The 19,151-nt window shown below is 46.6% G+C and carries 12 protein-coding genes; 6 read left to right on the forward strand and 6 right to left on the reverse strand.

The annotated features are described in order from the left end of the window. From T489_RS15690 to T489_RS0106355, 6 genes are all read left to right on the forward strand, one after another. The coding region (locus T489_RS15690) for a phosphopantetheine-binding protein (RefSeq protein ID WP_031579220.1) at positions 1 to 747 on the forward strand (747 nt) is incomplete at its 5' end. Position 748: 1 nt separating this feature from the next. Continuing rightward, on the forward strand, positions 749 to 5,302 hold the full coding sequence (locus T489_RS13535) for a non-ribosomal peptide synthetase (protein ID WP_051621850.1): 4,554 nt from the start codon (positions 749 to 751) through the stop codon (positions 5,300 to 5,302). 2 nt (positions 5,303 to 5,304) lie between these two features. Further along, positions 5,305 to 6,147 carry a thioesterase II family protein gene (locus T489_RS13540; RefSeq protein ID WP_037318996.1) on the forward strand — a complete coding sequence of 281 codons (843 nt, stop codon included), beginning with the start codon at positions 5,305 to 5,307 and terminating at the stop codon, positions 6,145 to 6,147. A gap of 841 nt (positions 6,148 to 6,988) precedes the next feature. Continuing rightward, positions 6,989 to 7,858, forward strand: a complete 870-nt coding sequence (locus tag T489_RS0106345; RefSeq protein WP_198020431.1) for a transposase — start codon at positions 6,989 to 6,991, stop codon at positions 7,856 to 7,858. Between the two features lie 349 nt (positions 7,859 to 8,207). Continuing rightward, positions 8,208 to 8,681, forward strand: a complete 474-nt coding sequence (locus tag T489_RS0106350; protein WP_157608083.1) for a hypothetical protein — start codon at positions 8,208 to 8,210, stop codon at positions 8,679 to 8,681. Between the two features lie 75 nt (positions 8,682 to 8,756). Continuing rightward, complete coding sequence (locus T489_RS0106355; protein ID WP_031579226.1) at positions 8,757 to 10,997, forward strand: S8 family serine peptidase; 2,241 nt, start codon at positions 8,757 to 8,759, stop codon at positions 10,995 to 10,997. A 378-nt stretch (positions 10,998 to 11,375) separates the two neighbouring features. Here T489_RS0106355 and T489_RS0106360 read toward each other — a convergent pair whose 3' ends face one another. The 6 genes from T489_RS0106360 to T489_RS0106385 form a co-directional block, all read right to left on the reverse strand. Continuing rightward, entirely contained in the window at positions 11,376 to 13,688 is a 2,313-nt protein-coding gene (locus tag T489_RS0106360; protein WP_031579227.1) for an efflux RND transporter permease subunit, read from the reverse strand. A gap of 26 nt (positions 13,689 to 13,714) precedes the next feature. Beyond that, on the reverse strand, positions 13,715 to 14,488 hold the full coding sequence (locus T489_RS0106365) for an energy transducer TonB (protein ID WP_084155433.1): 774 nt from the start codon (positions 14,486 to 14,488) through the stop codon (positions 13,715 to 13,717). Further along, a complete protein-coding gene (locus tag T489_RS0106370) occupies positions 14,448 to 14,843 on the reverse strand; it encodes a biopolymer transporter ExbD (RefSeq protein ID WP_031579229.1) in 396 nt (131 codons plus the stop codon). Before T489_RS0106370 ends, T489_RS0106365 begins: the two co-directional genes overlap by 41 nt. A 2-nt stretch (positions 14,844 to 14,845) precedes the next feature. Continuing rightward, entirely contained in the window at positions 14,846 to 15,265 is a 420-nt protein-coding gene (gene exbB / locus T489_RS0106375; RefSeq protein WP_031579230.1) for a TonB-system energizer ExbB, read from the reverse strand. A gap of 248 nt (positions 15,266 to 15,513) precedes the next feature. Next, on the reverse strand, positions 15,514 to 17,259 hold the full coding sequence (locus T489_RS0106380; RefSeq protein ID WP_051621851.1) for an ABC transporter ATP-binding protein: 1,746 nt from the start codon (positions 17,257 to 17,259) through the stop codon (positions 15,514 to 15,516). Further along, on the reverse strand, positions 17,256 to 19,106 hold the full coding sequence (locus tag T489_RS0106385) for an ABC transporter ATP-binding protein (protein ID WP_031579232.1): 1,851 nt from the start codon (positions 19,104 to 19,106) through the stop codon (positions 17,256 to 17,258). Before T489_RS0106385 ends, T489_RS0106380 begins: the two co-directional genes overlap by 4 nt. Between the last annotated feature and the right edge of the window lie 45 nt (positions 19,107 to 19,151).

Genomic DNA, 19,151 nt, shown 5'->3' on the forward strand with positions numbered 1-19,151 from the left:
GTGGCCCTGGGATACGTTAATCTCCCTGAGGTTACCGCGGAACGCTTCTTCACCGAAAACGGTGAACGGTGGTACCGCACCGGTGACCAGGGCAGATATCTCCCTGACGGCTGTCTTGAATTCCTCGGCAGAAAGGATCATCAGGTCAAGGTCAGAGGTCACCGCATTGAACTCGGGGAAATCGAATCCGCTCTCCGCTCCCTGCCTGAAATCGTCAGAGCCGTTGCAGTTACCGTGGGCAACCCTCCTCAGCTTGCAGTTGCGGCTGAGACTGAAAAGCAGTCTTCCGTAACCGCCGATGAAATCAGGGAAAAACTCTCCTCCATCGTTCCGGAATACATGGTTCCTAACCACATCGAATTCTATGAATCACTTCCGGTCAGCGCCAACGGCAAAATTGACCGCAAGGCCATCATCGGAAGCTTCAGTAACGTGAACACTTCCATGAAAGAAGAGGACAGACCGAGAGGGGAACTGGAAAACCGGGTTGCAAATATCTGGCAGAGGATTCTTAAACTTGAAAACATTTCAAGAAATGATGATTTCTTTATGTCCGGAGGAGACAGTCTGACGGCAACAAGATTTGTGCAGACACTGCAGCAGGAGAACATAACCTCCGCCCCGCTGCCTCTCAGAACCCTGTTTTCAACACCGACAATAGCATCAATATGCAGCTACATCGAACAGAACAGTCTCCGTGATCACGGCGATGCTGCTGACAACTCATATGAAGAAGGAACACTGTAACATGACACTTAACAGACAAGGCATTATAAGCCTGATGAAAAACATGGCTTCGCGAAACATTCATCTGTGGACCGAAAACGGCAACCTGAAATTCAAGGCTCCTGCCGGAGCCCTGACGGCTGACGACAGGAAGGCCATTGCCGACAACAGGCAGGCAGTAATCAGTTATCTTGACTCCCTGACAACCGTAACCCATGATGAAAACCACCGTTATGACGATTTTCCGCTTACGGATCTGCAGCTTGCATATTCTCTCGGACGCAGCAATATCTATGAATACGGCGGTGTGGGATGCCACAGCTACATTGAACTGGAAACAGACAGTCTGGACAGGGATCGTCTCGAAAAGGCATGGCACGCCCTTATCATGCGTCACGACATGCTTCGTGCGGTGATTTCAGCAAACGGCACCCAGCATGTGTTGAGGGAGGTTACTCTGCCGCACGTACCGCTGCATGATTTCAGTGCCATGACCGGGGAAGAAGCCGGAGCGGCTCTTCTTAAGCTCAGATCCGAAATGGATCACCGTGTCTACGATCCGGGACAATGGCCTCTTTTTGACGTCAGGGTTGTCAGAATGCCGGAACGCTCCATTCTGATTTTTTCCATTGATCTCATCATTGCCGACTTCGCCAGCATCCAGATACTGCTCGCCGAACTGGGACAGGCCTATGACCATGGTGCGGAAACACTTCCTCCTCTGCCTTTCACCTTCAGGGATGTAATGGTGGCCAGAAAAACCGAACAGAACAATCCTTTCCTTGAAGCCCTGCACACAAGGGATGAACAGTACTGGGCCGAGCAGGTAAAAACCATGCCTCTTCCGCCGGAACTTCCGGTAATTCCCGGAAGCGGAAGAAACCGCGACAATGTATCCGTAAGACGTTTCCACTATGCCATGGACAGCCTTAAGTGGCAGAAGCTTAAACAGCTTTCAATGGATAAAAAGCTCACGATATCAAGCGTTATCCTGGCGGCCTTCACTGAAGTTCTTGCCCGCTGGTCAAGAAATCCGGATCTCACCATCAATCTGACGCTGTTTAACCGTCCTGAAGGTGTTCAGAACATTGTAGGCGATTTCATTGACGTCAACGTTCTCGGCATCAGGGGAAGTCAGACCGGCTCCTTTGCCGAAAGGGTAATGATGATTCAGAACCGTCTCTGGGAAGACCTTGAGCATACCGGTTTTACCGGCATAAACGTTCTCAGGGCACTCAGCAGGGAACACGGTCAGAACATACTGATTCCGGTTGTCTACACCAGTACCCTGGGAGTAAAAAACGAAGCCCTTGAGAAAAATGACTTCATGAACAGAGCCTCCCTGCACTACGGCATCACCCAGACACCTCAGGTGTGGCTTGACTGTCAGACTACAGAACGCTACGGAACACTGCAGCTTGACTGGGACGTAAGAAACGGGGTATTCCCTGAAGGCCTGCCTGAAGCGGCATTTGAAGCCATGCAGAAACTTCTTGACGATCTTACCGACAGACCTCAGATCTGGGACAGTAACAGCACCGTCACCCTGCCTGACGACATGCTCGGACGCATCAGGGAAATCAATTCCGTTAAACGTGAACATGAGAACCTCTTTCTTCACGAAGGGCTGGTAAACAACGCCCTTAAGACACCGGATGCGCCTGCCGTATATGCAGCTGACGCCGAACTTTCATACATCCAGCTGGCAGGTGAAGCCCTCGCCATTGCGGACAGACTTAAATCGGCAGGCGTCGGAAAAGGCGACAACGTAGCCATTCTGCTTCCGAAATCAGCCCTGCAGTTTGCCTCCGTCTTCGGTGTTCTCTTCGCCGGTGCGGCATACGTGCCTATTGACTCCGGTCAGCCGGAATCCAGAATCAGGTCTATCATAGCCGATGCCGGAATCAGAGTTCTCATCACCGACGGCGCACATGAGGGGACGTCTTACGGAGAACACACTGAAAACATCACCCACGTACTCGGACAGACAGGTACCGGTACAGCCGGAACCGTGACCGCTCTGAAGGAAATGTCGGAGAAGCTCGCTTCATCTCATGATGAAACCGGCAGGGTTGCCTATATCATCTTCACCTCAGGCACCACCGGCAGACCGAAGGGGGTAATGGTAAGCCACAGGGCAGCATGGAACACCGTAAGTGAAGTTATTCTGCGCAATAACATCGGCAGCAGTGACCGGATGCTGTCACTTGCAAGCTACAGCTTTGACCTCTCCGTATGGGATAATTTCGGAACGACTCATGCCGGGGCAGCCCTCGTCATGATGCAGGAAAATGAAAGAACCGATCCTGAATGCTGGTGCAGTCTGATTGCCCGATACGGCGTAACCAGACTGAATACCGTACCTGCTCAGATGCAGATGCTCACCCAGTGGATGGAATGGGACGATAAGGCGAAGCTCAAAACTCTCAGAAGCGTATTCATGTCAGGAGACAAGATTCCGACCACCCTGCCTGACGAAATCAGAAAAATCTGTCCGGACATATCCGTCATCAGCATGGGAGGTCCAACCGAAACATCAATCTGGTGCGTGGAGTACCCTGTTACCGAAAGCTTTGCGGACAGACAGAGAATACCGTACGGAAAACCTCTGGCAAACCATGAAATTCTGATTCTCAACAGCAGACTTGAGCTGTGTCCTGAATATACTCCGGGAGAAATGTACATTGCCGGTGCCGGACTTGCCGACGGTTACTGCTCTGATCCGGAAAAAACAGCCGGGGCCTTCATTACTCATCCGGTATCCGGAAGAAAGCTCTACAAATCCGGAGACATCGGTTTTTACACCTCCGAAGGTCTTATTGAAATCCTCGGACGTGAGGACGGACAGGTAAAAATCAACGGCTACCGCATAGAACTGAGTGAAATAGAGGCGGCCATCGAACAGATTGATTTCGTAAAAACCGCCGCTGCGGTTCCGATTCAGGAAAATTCAACCATCGGAGCAGCCGTAACCATTGACGACAGGGTAAAGAACATCGGCGAAGACGTTCCGGAATTAATAAGAAAGGCTGTTTCCGACAGACTTCCTGCCTACATGATACCGGAAATCATCAGGATAACCGACAGACTGCCGCTCAGTGCCAACGGTAAAATCGACCGCAAGACCCTGATCCGCAGCTTTGCCGACATGCAGAAGGAGGAAAAGGCCGTCGAAAAACCTCTCGATACCAGAATTGAACAGGATCTGTTTGAAATATGGAAGGATATTCTGAAACATGACCGTATTTCACGTCAGGACAGCTTCTTCAATATCGGAGGTTCATCACTTTCCGCCATCACCCTGCTGAGCAGACTGCTGAGCCGCGGATATCCAGCCACTCTGGAACTCATATTCAACCACAGCACCTTTGCCGACATGGCTGAATGCATGAACAGAACCCAGGCTGAGCAGGCCGCATGGATTGAAAGCATCAGTCTTACCGACATGGCGGAAAAGGCAATGCACAATCTGAAAACCGCCCGTGAATTTGATCCGCATATCGGTACGCACAACGTATTCATGACCGGCTCAACCGGATATCTGGGAATCTACATTCTTTCACGACTGCTGAAGGAAACAGACTGCACCATGCACCTTCTGGTAAGAGCCAAATCCCCTGAAGAAGGTTATGCCCGCCTCCGCAAGGCCGCATCCGACAAGAATCAGTATCTTCCTGACAATCTTGAAGACAGGGTAAGCATCTATCACGGAGCCATGGACAGGGAAAGACTTGGACTGAGTGACGACGATTATCAGTATATAGCCTCAACATGCGACACCATCATTCACAATGCCTCCATCATCAACCTGATGGATCCGTTAAGCGCCATATTCCCGACCAACGTACAGGGTGTGGCCGGCATAGTTGAACTTGCCTCAACCTCCAGAGTAAAACAGATCAACTACATATCAACCATAGCCGTTCACTACGGTCTGGAAAACGCGGACATGTCCACGGTCATTCCCGAGAATACGGACATTCACAGATGGAAACAGCTGGATCTTACCTATGAACAGTCCAAAATCATGGCTGAAAACATCCTGTATCAGGCCAGAAAAAAGAACATCCCGGTGAACATTCTCCGTCCGAGCTCCATCACCTGGGACAGCAGTACGGACCATCCGTTCATCAACAACGACGCCTTCGTTAAATTCTACAAGGCCTGTCTGAGCGCCGGCAGTTATCCGGAATCACCTCTCAAGGTGAACATCGTTCCTGTTGACTACGTGGCGGAATGCGTATGTCTGGCAACCGTACACAGATACGGAAGCAGTCTTAACTACCATCTGGTATCCGACAGCAGTATTGAAGTAGGCAGAATCTACTCCTGGCTGCAGAATCTCGGATCAGGCATTGAAAGTCAGGATTTCAAAGGCTGGCTTAACGACCTCAGCGACAGTTTTGTGAACGGCTTCATCAGTCTCTACTTCAAAAACGATCTGAGCAGCGGAGGTCACTACAGCTACATGTGTGATGAAAACGCCAAACTGCTGAGTTTTAAGAATCTGAAACCATTCACCGTTTCTCCGGATTACTTTAAACCTCTGGTTGAAGCGTTTGCCGTCAGGAGCTGATTATGAACATGACAGAAAATACAGCGGCGGGCACAGGCATGAATAAGGCCTGTCATGAGGTAAAGGGTTCCCCGGATGAATTTTCCAGATGGTGGAGAACCTACCGCCATACCGAACATCCGCAGTCAAGACTCATATGTCTGCCTCATGCCGGCGGAGGAGCATCCTTCTACCGTAAATGGGCGGGAGAGCTTCCCTCCAGCATCGAGCTGGCGGCGATTCAGTATCCCGGCCATGAGGACAGAATGGCCGAGCCTCTTGTCAACAGCATGCCTGAACTTGTAAGCGGCATATGCGACTCCATCAGTCGCGGAGGTCTGCTCAGCCTGCCGTACATGATATTCGGTCACAGCATGGGAGGATATGTGGCATACGAACTGTGCCGTGAAATCAGAAGACGTGGACTTGAGGAACCTTATCACGTGTTTGTTTCTGCAAGTGAGGCCCCGGGAATGAAAGAAGACAGCTCATGGCATACATGCAGTGACGAAGAGCTTCTTTCCGAGGTCAGACGCGTATACGGCGACAGCAGCATCTGTCAGGATCGGGAAATTGCGGGAATGTTTCTTCCGGTAATCAGGAATGACTACGAACTTATCGAAAAGTGGCATCCGAATACGGATTCGGAACCTTTCAGAATCTCCCTGTCTTCTTTCTATGCCGACGGAGACAGTGAAATGAATCCTGCCAAGGCAGAAGGATGGAAAAAGGTTACCAGCAGAAATTTTGAAACAAGAAGATTCAACGGCAACCATTTCTATCTGCTGAAACATCAGCATGAAATTCTGAAATCAGTGGTTGTCACTGCCCGTCACCACTGTACAAAACGCCTGATGCTGCCGTAAAGACACAGAATCCGTAAGGCTGAAAAACAACCGCTGTCAGTAACTTATTTCATAGAATACGACAGCGGTTTCTTTTTTGGTAATGGCTTATTTCATTTACAAAAGCTTTAGCTACTACTGATTTCTATCAACGGATTCATTTTTATGAATACGACTATCTGTCCTAATGTACATGGGATTCTCCTGAGGATTACCTTGATTTATTTAAGGTTGGTTCTATAAATTAGTTTTTCTGGAGAAAAAAGGCAGAAAGCCAAAGGTAAGGGGGCACGCCGTAATAACACCTAGTATAGAAAGGTGAGGCTTCTGGCATAATGGTGGGTAATATACCAGCCCTCTGATGTACTTTTATAATTGAAAAACCATCTGTGTTTTTGTATTGTATTAGCGACCAAACTAAACATACAAAGTACCGGAGGTACCCACAGATGTTTTCTGCTAATACACTATGTAAAAAACTTCTCACTGTCAAGCCTCAGTTATAGAAGATGCAAACTTTTACCTGGATCAGGATGGTGTAAGTCACCTCAGGATTCATGCACGGACTGATAAATGGCATCAGGATGACTGTCCTTTCTGTCACAGGCGATGTCCTCGTTATGATCAGAGGATCGAACACCCTCGCACCTGGAGAAGTCTTGACTTCGGAGCTACCCTTGTAGAGGTTGAAGGCTGGACACATCGCATAGAGTGTCCTCAGCATGGTGTCGTAACAGCCTATGTTCCCTGGGCATATCCGGGAAGCGGATTCACCCGTGACTTTAATCTGACGGTCGGGCGCTGCGTTAACAGAACTCAGAACGACATCGAACCTGAATGCTCCAGAAGACTTGATAACCTCGTGAACATCGGCATTGACGAAACCAGCTACAAGAAGGGGCATAAATACATTACGGTCATCGTCAACCGTGATACTAACACTGTCGTCTGGGCATCACAGGAGCACGGCAAAGGCGTGCTGACACAGTTCTACAAGCAGCTGACTCCGGAGCTGCTTTCCTCCATCAAGGTCGTTACCGGAGATGGAGCAAAGTGGATCACGGAATGCGTAAATGAGTTCACACCAGACTGTGAACGATGTGTTGCCCCGTTCCACGTCGTACAGTGGGCTATGGATGCTCTCAACGAGGTTCGCCGCGAAGTATGGCGTGAAGCCTGTGCCGAGTTTACCAGGTTATCCAAAGAGCATCCGCGCAAGAATGGACGCCCCAAGGATGGAGATCCGAATACAGCGATTCTGAACGCTGCCAAAGCCAAAGCAGACGAGATTAAAAACTCTGCATACGCTCTTGGCAAGGCTCCGGAAAACCTGACGGAGAACCAGCAGAATCGGGTAGCCATGATCGCTGAAAACAATAACCGCCTGTACCGAGCTTACCGGATGAAGGAAATGCTTCGCCTTCTCCTGAAAATCAAGGATACGGACGAAGCAGGGGATGCCCTCAAACGATGGCTCTGGTGGGCAAGCCACAGTAGGATTGATGCTTTCAAGGAACAATACCTCAAGCTCAAGCGTCACAGGGAGCACATACTGAATGCAATACGGCTCGGCATGAGCAACGCACGAATTGAGGCAACTAATAACAAAATCAAGCTGATCGTCCGCAAGGCGTACGGTTTTCGAAATATCCAAAACATGCTCGATATGGTCTATCTGGTATGCTCGGATTTGAGGGGGCCACTTCCTAACAGAAAACCTCTAGGTGCATGATCAGCATAAACACTGGGGTTGATGGCATTTTTACCCACCATTACCCCAGAAAAGCCAGAAAGGTTACAGTTTTACAAAACACTGAGAATTAAAGGTATAGTACGTAGAATTGTGAAACTTGTATTACATCTGTTTCTCCACTTAAGGACTAAAACTAAAAAATCTTCTGAACTGTGACATTGTATGGTCTTTTTTCGTAACAATAATGTCTAAAATATACTCAATAAGAGTATATAGAAGTAAATAGTGAACAAGCGAATAATGAATGCATGAAATTATTAAAAAACATGACTTCATTCGTCAGATTTTTTTCACAGACTTTAACATAAACATTTCCATGGTACTTATTATGAATAAATTATCTCTGCTCTTTCTGTCAATATTTGCCTCCCTTGCAGGAATTCATGCCCTTGCAGACGAAATAACATCTGACGGAACCACGATTATCACCGATAATTTCAAGGTCGTTACACCTTCCAGAAATTCCAAATCACTTATTATTGTTAAAAAAGAAAATGAAATAGGCACATTAGGTGATAAGGTAGTCGTTTCCGGACAAAAAAATCCTGAAGATATTGCCTATGTAAAAAATGTTTCAGGCACAAACTACATAATCAAAAATAAACTTCTGGTTCAGTGTGCAAAGAACGTGAACTGCATTCCTTCAGGACTTGATGCCAGATCATTAAGTACTAATGTGTATGAAATTACCATAACTGATTATGACCAGTGGAAATCACTGCAGAAAGAACTAAAAAACGCTGACGGCATCCGTAAGGTCACCCCATCGTTTTATCACGGAAATAAACCTCAGCTTAAGTAATTTTTCCATGTCGGCCATGATCTGCATGGCACCGGTATGTCAAGGTTATAGAATAAAAAAACTGTAAGGCGCTTTATGAAACACAAATCAAACAAAACCTTCAATACAGCACTGTTTTACACCCTGTTTTTTTCTTCACTGGCTCTAACGGCCTGCGGAGGAAGTTCAGGCAGTAATGATAATCATGAACCATCTCCGAAACCAACGCCAGATCCTGACAGGATTATCTTCAGCATTATCGAAAAAGGAGATATTTTCTCCGGAAAACCTTATGTACTTTTAAATTCAGGTACTGACGATGTCAATGATTATCAGATACAGGCTAAATACGGCATTGTATCCTCTACTCATCCGCATACAGGAGCCGAAGCCCCCAAAAATCACCTGTACTACTATGTTCCTGAAGAAACATTGAAGAATTCTGATGATTTTTACAACATAACTGAAGAAATAACAATAACGTCAACAACAGATCCTGAAGAGACTGAAATAATTACATATACGATTGGAGCTGACGATCTCACAAACGGAGATCCTGTTTTTAAGGATCAGTGGCATATTAAAAATATAGGACAAAATCCTTTTGATGTTGATTTTTCTCCGGTCAGCGGCATCGATCTAAATGTTATTCATGCATGGCATCTCAGTGATCAGAATAAAGAACTTATCTCCGGGAAAAACGTAAAAGTAGGTATTATAGACACCCCTACTGACATTGAACACGAAGATCTCATTAATAAAATGTACACTCCTGATTCAGGCAAATCTTATATCAACACCGGAGTAACACAGGATGAAGTATTATACGACTCCACAATACTGCATGGTACCGCCGTATCCGGAATTATAGGAGCAGAATCCAATAACGGCAAGGGAGTAAGAGGTATAGCATACGATTCATCCATAACATCATATGACATACTGAATATGGATTTAACAGATTTTACGGCATGCAGTGATGACGGTATGCAGGTACTTAATGCCAGTCTCGGTTATGATGAGAGCGTAGAAGCATATGATCCTCAAATATCTGCAATTTATCAGAGCTTTTTTGAGAATAATATTCCGTTTATACGCGCAGCCGGAAATGAATTTGACGAACCGGATATATTTGATTCTCTTTACTACATCTCAGATCTTGAATGCGTTAAATATAAGATAGAATGTCAGTATAATCAGACATCTTCCTTTAATAGAGGAAGATATGTCATACATACCGGGGCTTTAAATTCATTAGGTATAAAATCGAGTTACTCGTCAACAGGATCTTTCATCTGGATAAGCGGTATGGGCGGTGAGTTCGGTTACGCATCATCAGAGTCTTCTGCCGCCATTGTCTCCAGTCTTTATCATTCAGCTCTGTCAGGTTTTGATGATTGGGATTACGGTACTCCATGGAGAAACAATAAGGAACTTGGTGAAAAAAGAAAATATTACACTCAAAGTATGAATGGTACATCTGCAGCCACTCCGTCCATTACAGGAGTGGCATCACTGATAATTCAGGCAAAACCAGACATTACCGTTCCTCAGCTCAGGTACATTCTGGCAACAACGGCAAACAACGACCAAACTGATGGCTGGAACACACTTGAGTATGACAAGGTTACCGTCAGTGGCGTATCAGGTTTGAAAGATAGTTATACCGCAGATCTTGGATGGTACGGCAATGGAGCTGGATTAAGATTCTCCAACCGTTATGGTTTTGGTGTCGCAAATGCAGGTAAAGCAGTCATAAAAGCTCTAAACTGCAACAGTGATCCGCTGTGCAAAAAAAGAGAAAAACTACCTGATGACTTTATCAGCACAAACTCAGAACCCTGCAGTTCCTCAGACTCCGGCCATACCGTGACCTGTATTTTTAATTCATTCGTAAATGCTGATGACAATTCCGCAATCAAAAATAATGTGGAAATAGAGGAAGTATCTCTTAACCTCAGTTCACTGGTCCTCACTGCCGATGATACAGATCCTGATGAATGTTCTGCATCATATGGTTCTATAAATAATATTACGGATCAGGGAATTTACTATTCTAAAAAACTCATGCAGATTGATATGACCTCACCACAGAATACTGCATCGGTTATTAAACCAATGTACACAATTTGGGATTTCAGTCCGGAAAGAATAAAGTCCACTTATCACTACAATGACTATGATTTTGAATTCCTTGTGCATAATTCGTCCTTTTTTACGGAAGAATTTTCACCAGATGACAGCTTCTCCGTGACTTTCCGAAGTATGTGCAGCATAGATGTTGCAACACTTAACAGGAATATTTACATTCTTGTGGGAGGTTATGAAAACCTGTAATTCAGAATCTACTTTTTATTATTGATAACTGTTCAGATTATCCGCTGAATTTCAAATAAAAAAGGAACTTCTCTTGTGGCAGAGATACATCCTGTATATGTATCTCTGCCACAGGAGAAGTTCCACGTCATATAAAGCTCAGCCGTCATTAGAAATATCATTTTTCTCAGCAGAGAACCTGACAAAAAACCGTTTGGCTCTGAAAAACGCCGGCACTCACGGTTTACTTCATCAATTTTCTGACTATGGCTGTCTCTTTTACCGCCACCGGATGTTGAAAATCCCCGTTCCCAATGTTCAACTTAATTACCGGTGTAAACTGGATTAAGGCTCATCGCCTAAACTTCCGCAAAATCAATATAACCGAAGACATCCATTCTACTTTTCCTTTCCGAACGGTTTGAACACCATGATCATGGCAGGCGTAATCATCAGATCACATACCAGTGCCACGAAAAACGCCGTGAAGGAACTCCAGGCAAACGTGAACGGTCCGGCAAATTTACTGTTCATGAAACTCAGCAGACATACTCCGGATATCATGGTGGTGAAAACAAGAACCCTGCCTATACTGAGTGAGGTTTCGATAAAAGCCTTCCTGTAACTGCCGCATTTGCTGAAAAAGAAGCGGTAGCGGGAAATGAAATGAACGGTGTCATCTATGCATACCCCCAGAATAATCGGTGCAAGAATAACCAGTACCATATTGACTCTCGCACCGGTCATGCCGACAAGTCCGAGCGTAATGACCACAGGAATCACGTTCGGAATCATGGACAGAAGGCCGAGCTTTACCGATCTGAACACCAGCGTCATTACCGCGAAAATGGTCAGAAAGGCATATATGAAACTGTACAGCTGACTTTCGGACAGATAATCCGCAACCCAGGTCAGAAGACATGAAGCCCCCGTAAATTCAATATTAAGAGAAGGAGTCTCCCTCTTTACGAAGTCATTTACGTCTTTCTCAAGCATCCTGACATCCCCGGTACTGAGGGATCTGGTTCTAATCTGAATATGAGCGGAATCGTAGGCAAAGCTTACGGTTTTATCAAATTCCTTTCCTCCGCCTGATTCATAAAGAAGGAGCAGATCACCGACTGATTCCTGCTTCTCGGGTATGGCATAGAATCTGTCATCGTTCCCGTGAATCGCTCTGTTTACCTGTTTCATCTGGTCAAGGAACGAAGAAGTCTGCAGCACCAGAGGATGTCCGTCCAGATAATTCTGCAGTTTTTCCAGATCCCTTATAAACCTCAAATCCTTGACACCGTTTTCCTTTCCGGTATCGGCAACCAGCTCCACGGACATGGAACCGCCCATGCGGCCGTCAACATAATCAAAATCCTGACGCAGAGGATCGGTTACCGGCAGATCCTGAATAAACGCCGTTTCGATTTTCAGATTCATGACTCCGAATGAGGCCGCGGCCACTGCGACTGCAGCCAGTATAATAATAACTCCGGGATATTTAATAACCGGTACGGTTGTCAGTCTTACAAGATGATCGAAAACATCATAACGTCTTGTGATTTTTTCCTTATTCCCCGCGTCGCCGGAAGCAAGAGGTCTGACTCTGGTAAAGCTTAAAACCGGAAGCGCAAATAAGAAGGTCATGCCGAGAGCAATGACGGAACCTATGGCTGCCTGAATGCCAAGTTCCCTGAGCGGCAGCAGATCCGTGAAAACGAAGGAGGAAAAACCGAGAGCGGTCGTAATCGTTGTCAGCAGCATCGGCAGTGATATGAGCTTCAGTGTTCTGTGCAGAGCCTCCTTTTTGGATACTCCCTCCACGTAAAGACTTCTGAATTCCGCTATGAGATGCACGGAGTCGCCTATGCCCACACAGAGAATAAGAATCGGTATCATCATGGCCAGCATGTTCAGAGTGAAGCCGAAAATCTGATAAAGTCCCATGGTCAGAATGACTGACAGCAGAACCGTCAGCAGAGGAATCAGGGTGCCTATTATGCTTCTGGTCGTAACGGCGAGCATCACAAGCATGCCAATCAGACCTGTGAGTACCCAGATCTGCCCTTCCTCCTGAATATCCCTGTCATTGAAATAACTGACTACGGGACTTCCGACGACTCTCACGTCCAGATCACGGTAATCCTTAAGAATTTCATAAATTCTGGCGGGAGCCTGATTTCTGAATTCATTGACACTGCCGGTTCCGCTTTCCGGATATTCCGTAAAGCTGACCACTATTCCCAGAATACCGCCATCCGCGCTTATGAGTCTGTTCCTGTATGCAGGATCAGCTGCTGCCCCGGCTGTAACAGAGGCTATCTGTCCGTCGGAAAGATCAAATCCTTCCAGCACGGGAGAAATACTGACGGTGTCGGATCCGTTAACAGATTTTACGGATTCGGCATTTCCCAGCCAGGTTACCCGATCCACGAAACTGACTTCTCTGTCCAGTCTGTGCACCAGGGAATCTACCCTTTTCAGAAATCCGACATCCATTTTTCCATGGCTGTCCGCCATAAGAAAAATAAAATCATCATTGCCGTAAGTATCATAATAGTTCTGCAGTCCCACATACGCGGGATCACCTTCGGCAAAAAAACTCTCATATGAATTATCCTGCTTCAGTTTCTGCATGAACTGACCTATTCCGAAGGTCAGCAGAAGCGAGAGAATAATACTCAGTATTCTGAACTTCAGGATAATGTCAACCAGTCGCATTTTCTCCATCCTTATTTTTATTCTGTTTATTTCAATCTGAATTCAATCGGCACCACAACCTTTATATCCCTTTCGGTTTTTGGAAATCTGCTGGACGCGTTTTTGACCGTAACCATGGCGGCCTGCCCCAGTATCTCCTCGCCGGATGAACTCCTGACAACCCTGATATCTCTGGTCAGACCGTTTTTTCCGACAATGAAGGATACAAGCACCACGCCCTGAATCCCCCTTCTCCTTGCCTGAGACGGGTAATAAAGACCTGCCTTGAGACTCTTTACAATCTGAGCCATCAGTTCGTTATCGGTTTTACCGAATACCATGGTTACCGGCTTTTCCGCCTGAACCGGAGTTCCCCGCACGGCCTCCGCACGAACCTTTTCGGCAGGAACCGCGGCAGCAGGATTCTCCCTGACCGGAGGTGTTATTTTTTCATTCCGTCTGACCGGCTCTGACTTCTTTTTCTTCAGCGGCTTTGGCTTTTTCACCTCTTTTTTCGGGCTGACAGGAGGAGGCGCCTCCCGCTTTTCCGGCTTTTTTATCTCCGGTTCCGGCGGAACCGGCACCTCCTCAATGACGGGGGCAGGCTCAGCCACGGGAACCTCCTGCACGGGAGCAGGCGGCATCAGGGTTTTCATCATGATTTTCACCACCTGTTCCCCGGAATTCATGACGGTCTTTGAATTCAGATGTCCTGCCAGTCTTATTCCGCCGAACACCAGCGGTATATAAAGAAACGCAGCCAGGATGAACGCCACTGAATTATAATTCTGCCTTTTTGGTGGCAATGCTGAAATTTTCATGACGAAGATCTCTCAACTTATCTAGCACTATAACAAACAGACCGAAATCCGCCTTTGTGTCTATGCGAAGCTCAAGATGGACATCGGAGTGGAGTTCGTTCAGAAAAACACTCAGTTCTTCCCTTGTGATCTTTCTGCCGTCAAAGTAAATATCGTTGTTTTCACCTATTTCCAGCAGCTTAACGTTATTTTCCGAATCGGCCGTTCTGTCGTCTGTTTCGGCATGAGGCAGATTAACCTTAATCTCCCCCTGGGCGATAAAGGTGGATACGCTCAGAACCATGCACAGCAGAACCAGCATGATGTCAATGAACGGCACTATGTTGAGCGGAGCCCTTGAAGGTATCAGTTTCATGATTATTTCTGCTCCGGAAGATTGCCTGCGATTACACTGATTTTTCTTGTCAGACCGTTATAAGCGATAAGTGCCGGTATCGCCACCACAAGTCCAAGTGCAGTGGCCTTGAGAGCCAGAGACATACCCACCATGATGTCCTTTGCGTTCAGTCCTCCGGACTGTCCCATTTCATAAAAGGTAATCATGATACCCAGCACCGTTCCCAGCAGACCGACGTACGGAGCGTTTGAATAGATAATGAATATGGTTGTCATGTTTCTTGTCAGTGCGGTCTCAATCTGCTGTCTGCCGCCGTATCCTTCCGGACTGAAGCGGCTCAGAAAAATATATCTTTCAATTGAATACCACAGAGCCAGAAATCCCATAAGCCCCAGTATCACGAAAATACTTATATCAACGATTTCCTTGATGTTCCCCATGTCTACCTCCGATTTACTGACAGCGTTGATTTGCGGATAAAAACCGCCGTGTAAAGAACATAAAAGTTAAGGCCTCCCGGGGAAGCCTTAACTGAAATAACAAACATATTTATGTTAGCTATAGCTAACATAAACGTAATTCTATATAAAAAGAAATATTAGATAAATCAGTAGTTTCACTTATGAAAAAATTTGTCAGTTAAGACAGGAATCACACTTCATCTTCACATCATTCATGCGACAATTTTTCATACCGTCTGATTTTTAGGCGGCTCACCGTTGTTACCCTGTATCCACAGTCTTCTGTATACCGGATTGTCCCTGATGAGCTGTTCATGCTTTCCGATACCGGCTATTCTGCCCTCCTCCATTACGATGATAAGATCGCTGTGGACGATGTTTTTCAGTTTGTGGGCAATAATAACCGCCGTTTTTCCCGCAGCCAGTCTGTCCACGGCTTTCTGCATCGCATGGCAGTTATAGACATCCAGACTTGAGGTTATCTCATCAAGCAGTATTACCGGAGCATCCTTGAGCATGCATCTGGCAATGCAGAGCCTCTGACGTTCCCCGCCGCTGAAGTTTCTGCCGGCTTCCTCCACCCTGTCATCAGGCATGGCAAAATCCACCCCCGCTCTCCGCATCACCTCTAGAATCTCCTCATCCGATGCGTCTTTTTTTCCGAGACGGATGTTGTCGGCAACACTTCCCTTAAAAAGGTATGAGTCCTGAAAAACCATGGCGTATCTGCGCATCAGACATTCAGGTTCAATCAGGGATATGTCCGTAAGCTCCCCTGTCTCCGCGTTACCCATTAAAACCCAGCCTTCATCAGGTTTGTAGAAACCCGCAAGAAGCTTTACCAGCGTCGATTTGCCGCATCCGCTCGGGCCGACGACCGCCACCGTGCTGCCGCTTCGGAGTTCAAGGCTGATGTTATCCAGAATCTTACGTTTTTTATCGTAGGAGAAGCTGACGTTTCTCATTACGAGATCGCATCCTGAAGGAAGTTCGGTAACAGATCCCTCGGGACAGGGACTGTTCATCAGTCCGGCTATGTTTTTTCCGGACTCGGAAAAATACTGCAGCATCATGAAATTGATGCTGAAGGCTATGAACGGAGCAATACTGCGTGAAGCGGCAAGCATCAGAATAAGAAATTCCATAATGGAGATTTCCCCCTGAACCATTTTGTACTGACCGTACATAACCATGATGCCGATTCCGGCGCCGACACATGACATGGCTGTAAGAGCCAGAGGCATCAGGGTAACCTCAAGTCTGATGCTTTCCTTTCGCAGATTATTCAGGCTCTCCTCAAATCTTCTGAAACGATCTCCCTGCATGTTATTGGTTTTTATGGTGGTAATACCCTCTATGTATTCAGTAAGTCTTGAGGATGCTTCTACGGAGGCCTTCATCTGTTTTCTGCTGAGGCCGGCTCCTATAAAGCGGACGGCAAACAATACCGCGAGAGCCAGAGGAATGCAGCAGAAGAAGCTTACCGCAAGACCGCTGTTGTAGAAGAACAGCCCCGTAAAAACGGCCACGGTAATCAGAAGTGATGAAAACAGCTGAGGGATGATATGTGAATTGGCATTTTCCAGATTCGAAAAATCCTTCATCATGCTGTGGCTTACTTTTGCGGGATTCAGATTATCAAGGGTACCGAGTGACAGTCTGCGAATATGCTCGGCAAGCCTTAACCGGCCCCTGGTGGAATTGTTGTAGGTGGCCACGTAATTGGCATTGTATGCCGGTACGGAAGCAAAGTAACAGAAAAACATGTACAGGACCGCGCCAGCGCATATCATGTAAAGATACGCCGGGGACGTACGCTCCCCTCCGAGATACGGATCAAGCAGCAGATACAGCAGTCCGATGACAAAGAAAAAGCCTCCGAAATTGGCCAGATCACAGATGCAGGTAGCCGCCAGGGATTTAAAAAAATGACCGCTTCTGTTACCTGTAAGATTGCGTATAGCCTCAATCATGCCATATCCTCCCTGCTGTTAAGACTCCATCTGTCAGCATTCTCATAAAGTTCCCATAATTTACGGTATTCAGCGGAATTTCCGAGCAGTGACTGATGAGTTCCCCTTGCGACGATTCTCCCGTCGTCAACCATTATGATTTCATCAGCATCGGTAATGCTGTTAAGCTTGTGGGCCACCATAATTATGGTTCTGTTCTTTTTCAGTTCATTCAGTGCCCTGTTCAGCCTGAGTTCGTTTTCGGAATCAAGAGCTGAACTCACCTCATCAAGAAGCAGTACCGGAGAATTCTTAAGAATAGCCCTGGCAATGTTAAGCCTCTGTTTTTCACCTCCTGACAGAACATCTCCGCTGTTGCCTATGTGATAATCAAGGCCGTATTTCATGAGAATGTCATCACACTGAGCCAGTCTCGCAGCATTCAGAATTTCCTCATCGGTGGCGTCTGTTTTACCTGCCATAATGTTTTCCCTGATGGTTCCGTCAAACATAAAGGTCTTCTGAAGAACGATCCCCACCTTTTCCATAAGACACTTTTCAGACATCTCCCTGATATCCGTTCCGCCTATTCTTATGCATCCGGAATCAACATCGTGAAATCTCGACAGCAGAGACAGAATACTGCTCTTTCCGGAACCGCTTCTGCCGATGATCGCCAGACTCCGGCCTTCCTCAACCCTGAAGCTTATGTCTCTGACTCCCCCCGGGGCATGATGTCCTTCGCTGAGTTCTCCCGAATTCCGGGTAATACTTTCCGAACCGTATTTCTCATCATGATAAGTGAAGCTTACATGATCAAATTCCACGGAGGAACCTGAAGGTTCTTTCGGGTTTTCGGGAACTGGAAGAGGCTCAACCGAAAATATCGCATCAATTCTCTCCACGCCTTCATTGATGGTCATTACCACGTTTGATATGTTCATAATATTCATGAGAGACGGCAGGATCGCATTGGACAGCACGGTGAAAAACAGTGCCGACAGCACAATCCCGGAATTCTCCGGTGATGATGAATTGATCCAGATAACCACGGGATAGATGAAGAATATGAAGAAATTGACAAGGATGGTAAAGATAATGAAATCCCGGCTTCCCCTGTCTGCAAATCTCAGAGCGAAATCACGATAGGTAATGACGCTTTTTTTCAGTGATGAAAAAGAACCGGCGCTCAGACTGAACATTTTAAAAACCTGAATTCCCCTGGCAAATTCCATGGAGGAGGCATTGATATCCTCCAGGGCCTTGAAATATCCCCTTATTTCCTTTTTCACTCCCTCATCACCGTAGATGCGGAACTGAATGAACAGTGAAAGGGCATAAACAAGAATACAGATGAGCCCCAGCTGCCAGTCGGCATAAAGATACATGATAAACACCGCGGCGGCACCGGTGAGAGTCATGACCATATCTGGTATTTTGTGGGATATGAAGAGCTCAATCAGATCCGCATTGTCATGAATGGTCTTGTGAATCTCTCCGGTACTGACCCTAGTAAAATACCCGAGAGGCAGAGCAGCCAGATGCTCTGCCAGTCTGATTCGCAGATTGAAAATTATTCTGAAGGCCGCAAAGTGACTCAGTATGAAACTTCCGCCGTTGAACAGCATGGAAAGCAGAACGCTTGCCACGGCGGTGATTCCCCAGAAGAAAACCTCATCGGTATCCTGAGGTAAAGATGTTCCGCGGGATTCAATATATATGCTTATGATTTTATAGGAAGCTATGTAGGGAACAATCTGAATGACAGTTGACACTGCGGCAAGCACCGCGGAGACGATGAGGAACCATTTTTTCTCACCGCTTATTTCCAGCAGTCTCGGAATACCTTTTTTCTTATCCGTATTCAATTTGACACCCTCCTGAAAATGAATGCAGAGGAAATAAAAAAAGCC

It is taken from the genome of Ruminobacter sp. RM87 (assembly GCF_000701925.1).
Classification (GTDB): Bacteria; Pseudomonadota; Gammaproteobacteria; order Enterobacterales; family Succinivibrionaceae; genus Ruminobacter; species Ruminobacter amylophilus.

What these genes read in the sequence shown, in the direction of transcription:
- T489_RS0106360 (WP_031579227.1), bottom strand. Translation starts at nt 13,688, where the DNA reads ATGCGACTGGTTGACATTATCCTGAAGTTCAGAATACTGAGTATTATT.
- T489_RS0106350 (WP_157608083.1), top strand. Translation starts at nt 8,208, where the DNA reads ATGAATAAATTATCTCTGCTCTTTCTGTCAATATTTGCCTCCCTTGCA.
- T489_RS13540 (WP_037318996.1), top strand. Translation starts at nt 5,305, where the DNA reads ATGAACATGACAGAAAATACAGCGGCGGGCACAGGCATGAATAAGGCC.
- T489_RS0106355 (WP_031579226.1), top strand. Translation starts at nt 8,757, where the DNA reads ATGAAACACAAATCAAACAAAACCTTCAATACAGCACTGTTTTACACC.
- T489_RS0106365 (WP_084155433.1), bottom strand. Translation starts at nt 14,488, where the DNA reads ATGAAAATTTCAGCATTGCCACCAAAAAGGCAGAATTATAATTCAGTG.
- T489_RS0106380 (WP_051621851.1), bottom strand. Translation starts at nt 17,259, where the DNA reads ATGATTGAGGCTATACGCAATCTTACAGGTAACAGAAGCGGTCATTTT.
- T489_RS13535 (WP_051621850.1), top strand. Translation starts at nt 749, where the DNA reads ATGACACTTAACAGACAAGGCATTATAAGCCTGATGAAAAACATGGCT.
- T489_RS0106370 (WP_031579229.1), bottom strand. Translation starts at nt 14,843, where the DNA reads ATGAAACTGATACCTTCAAGGGCTCCGCTCAACATAGTGCCGTTCATT.
- exbB (WP_031579230.1), bottom strand. Translation starts at nt 15,265, where the DNA reads ATGGGGAACATCAAGGAAATCGTTGATATAAGTATTTTCGTGATACTG.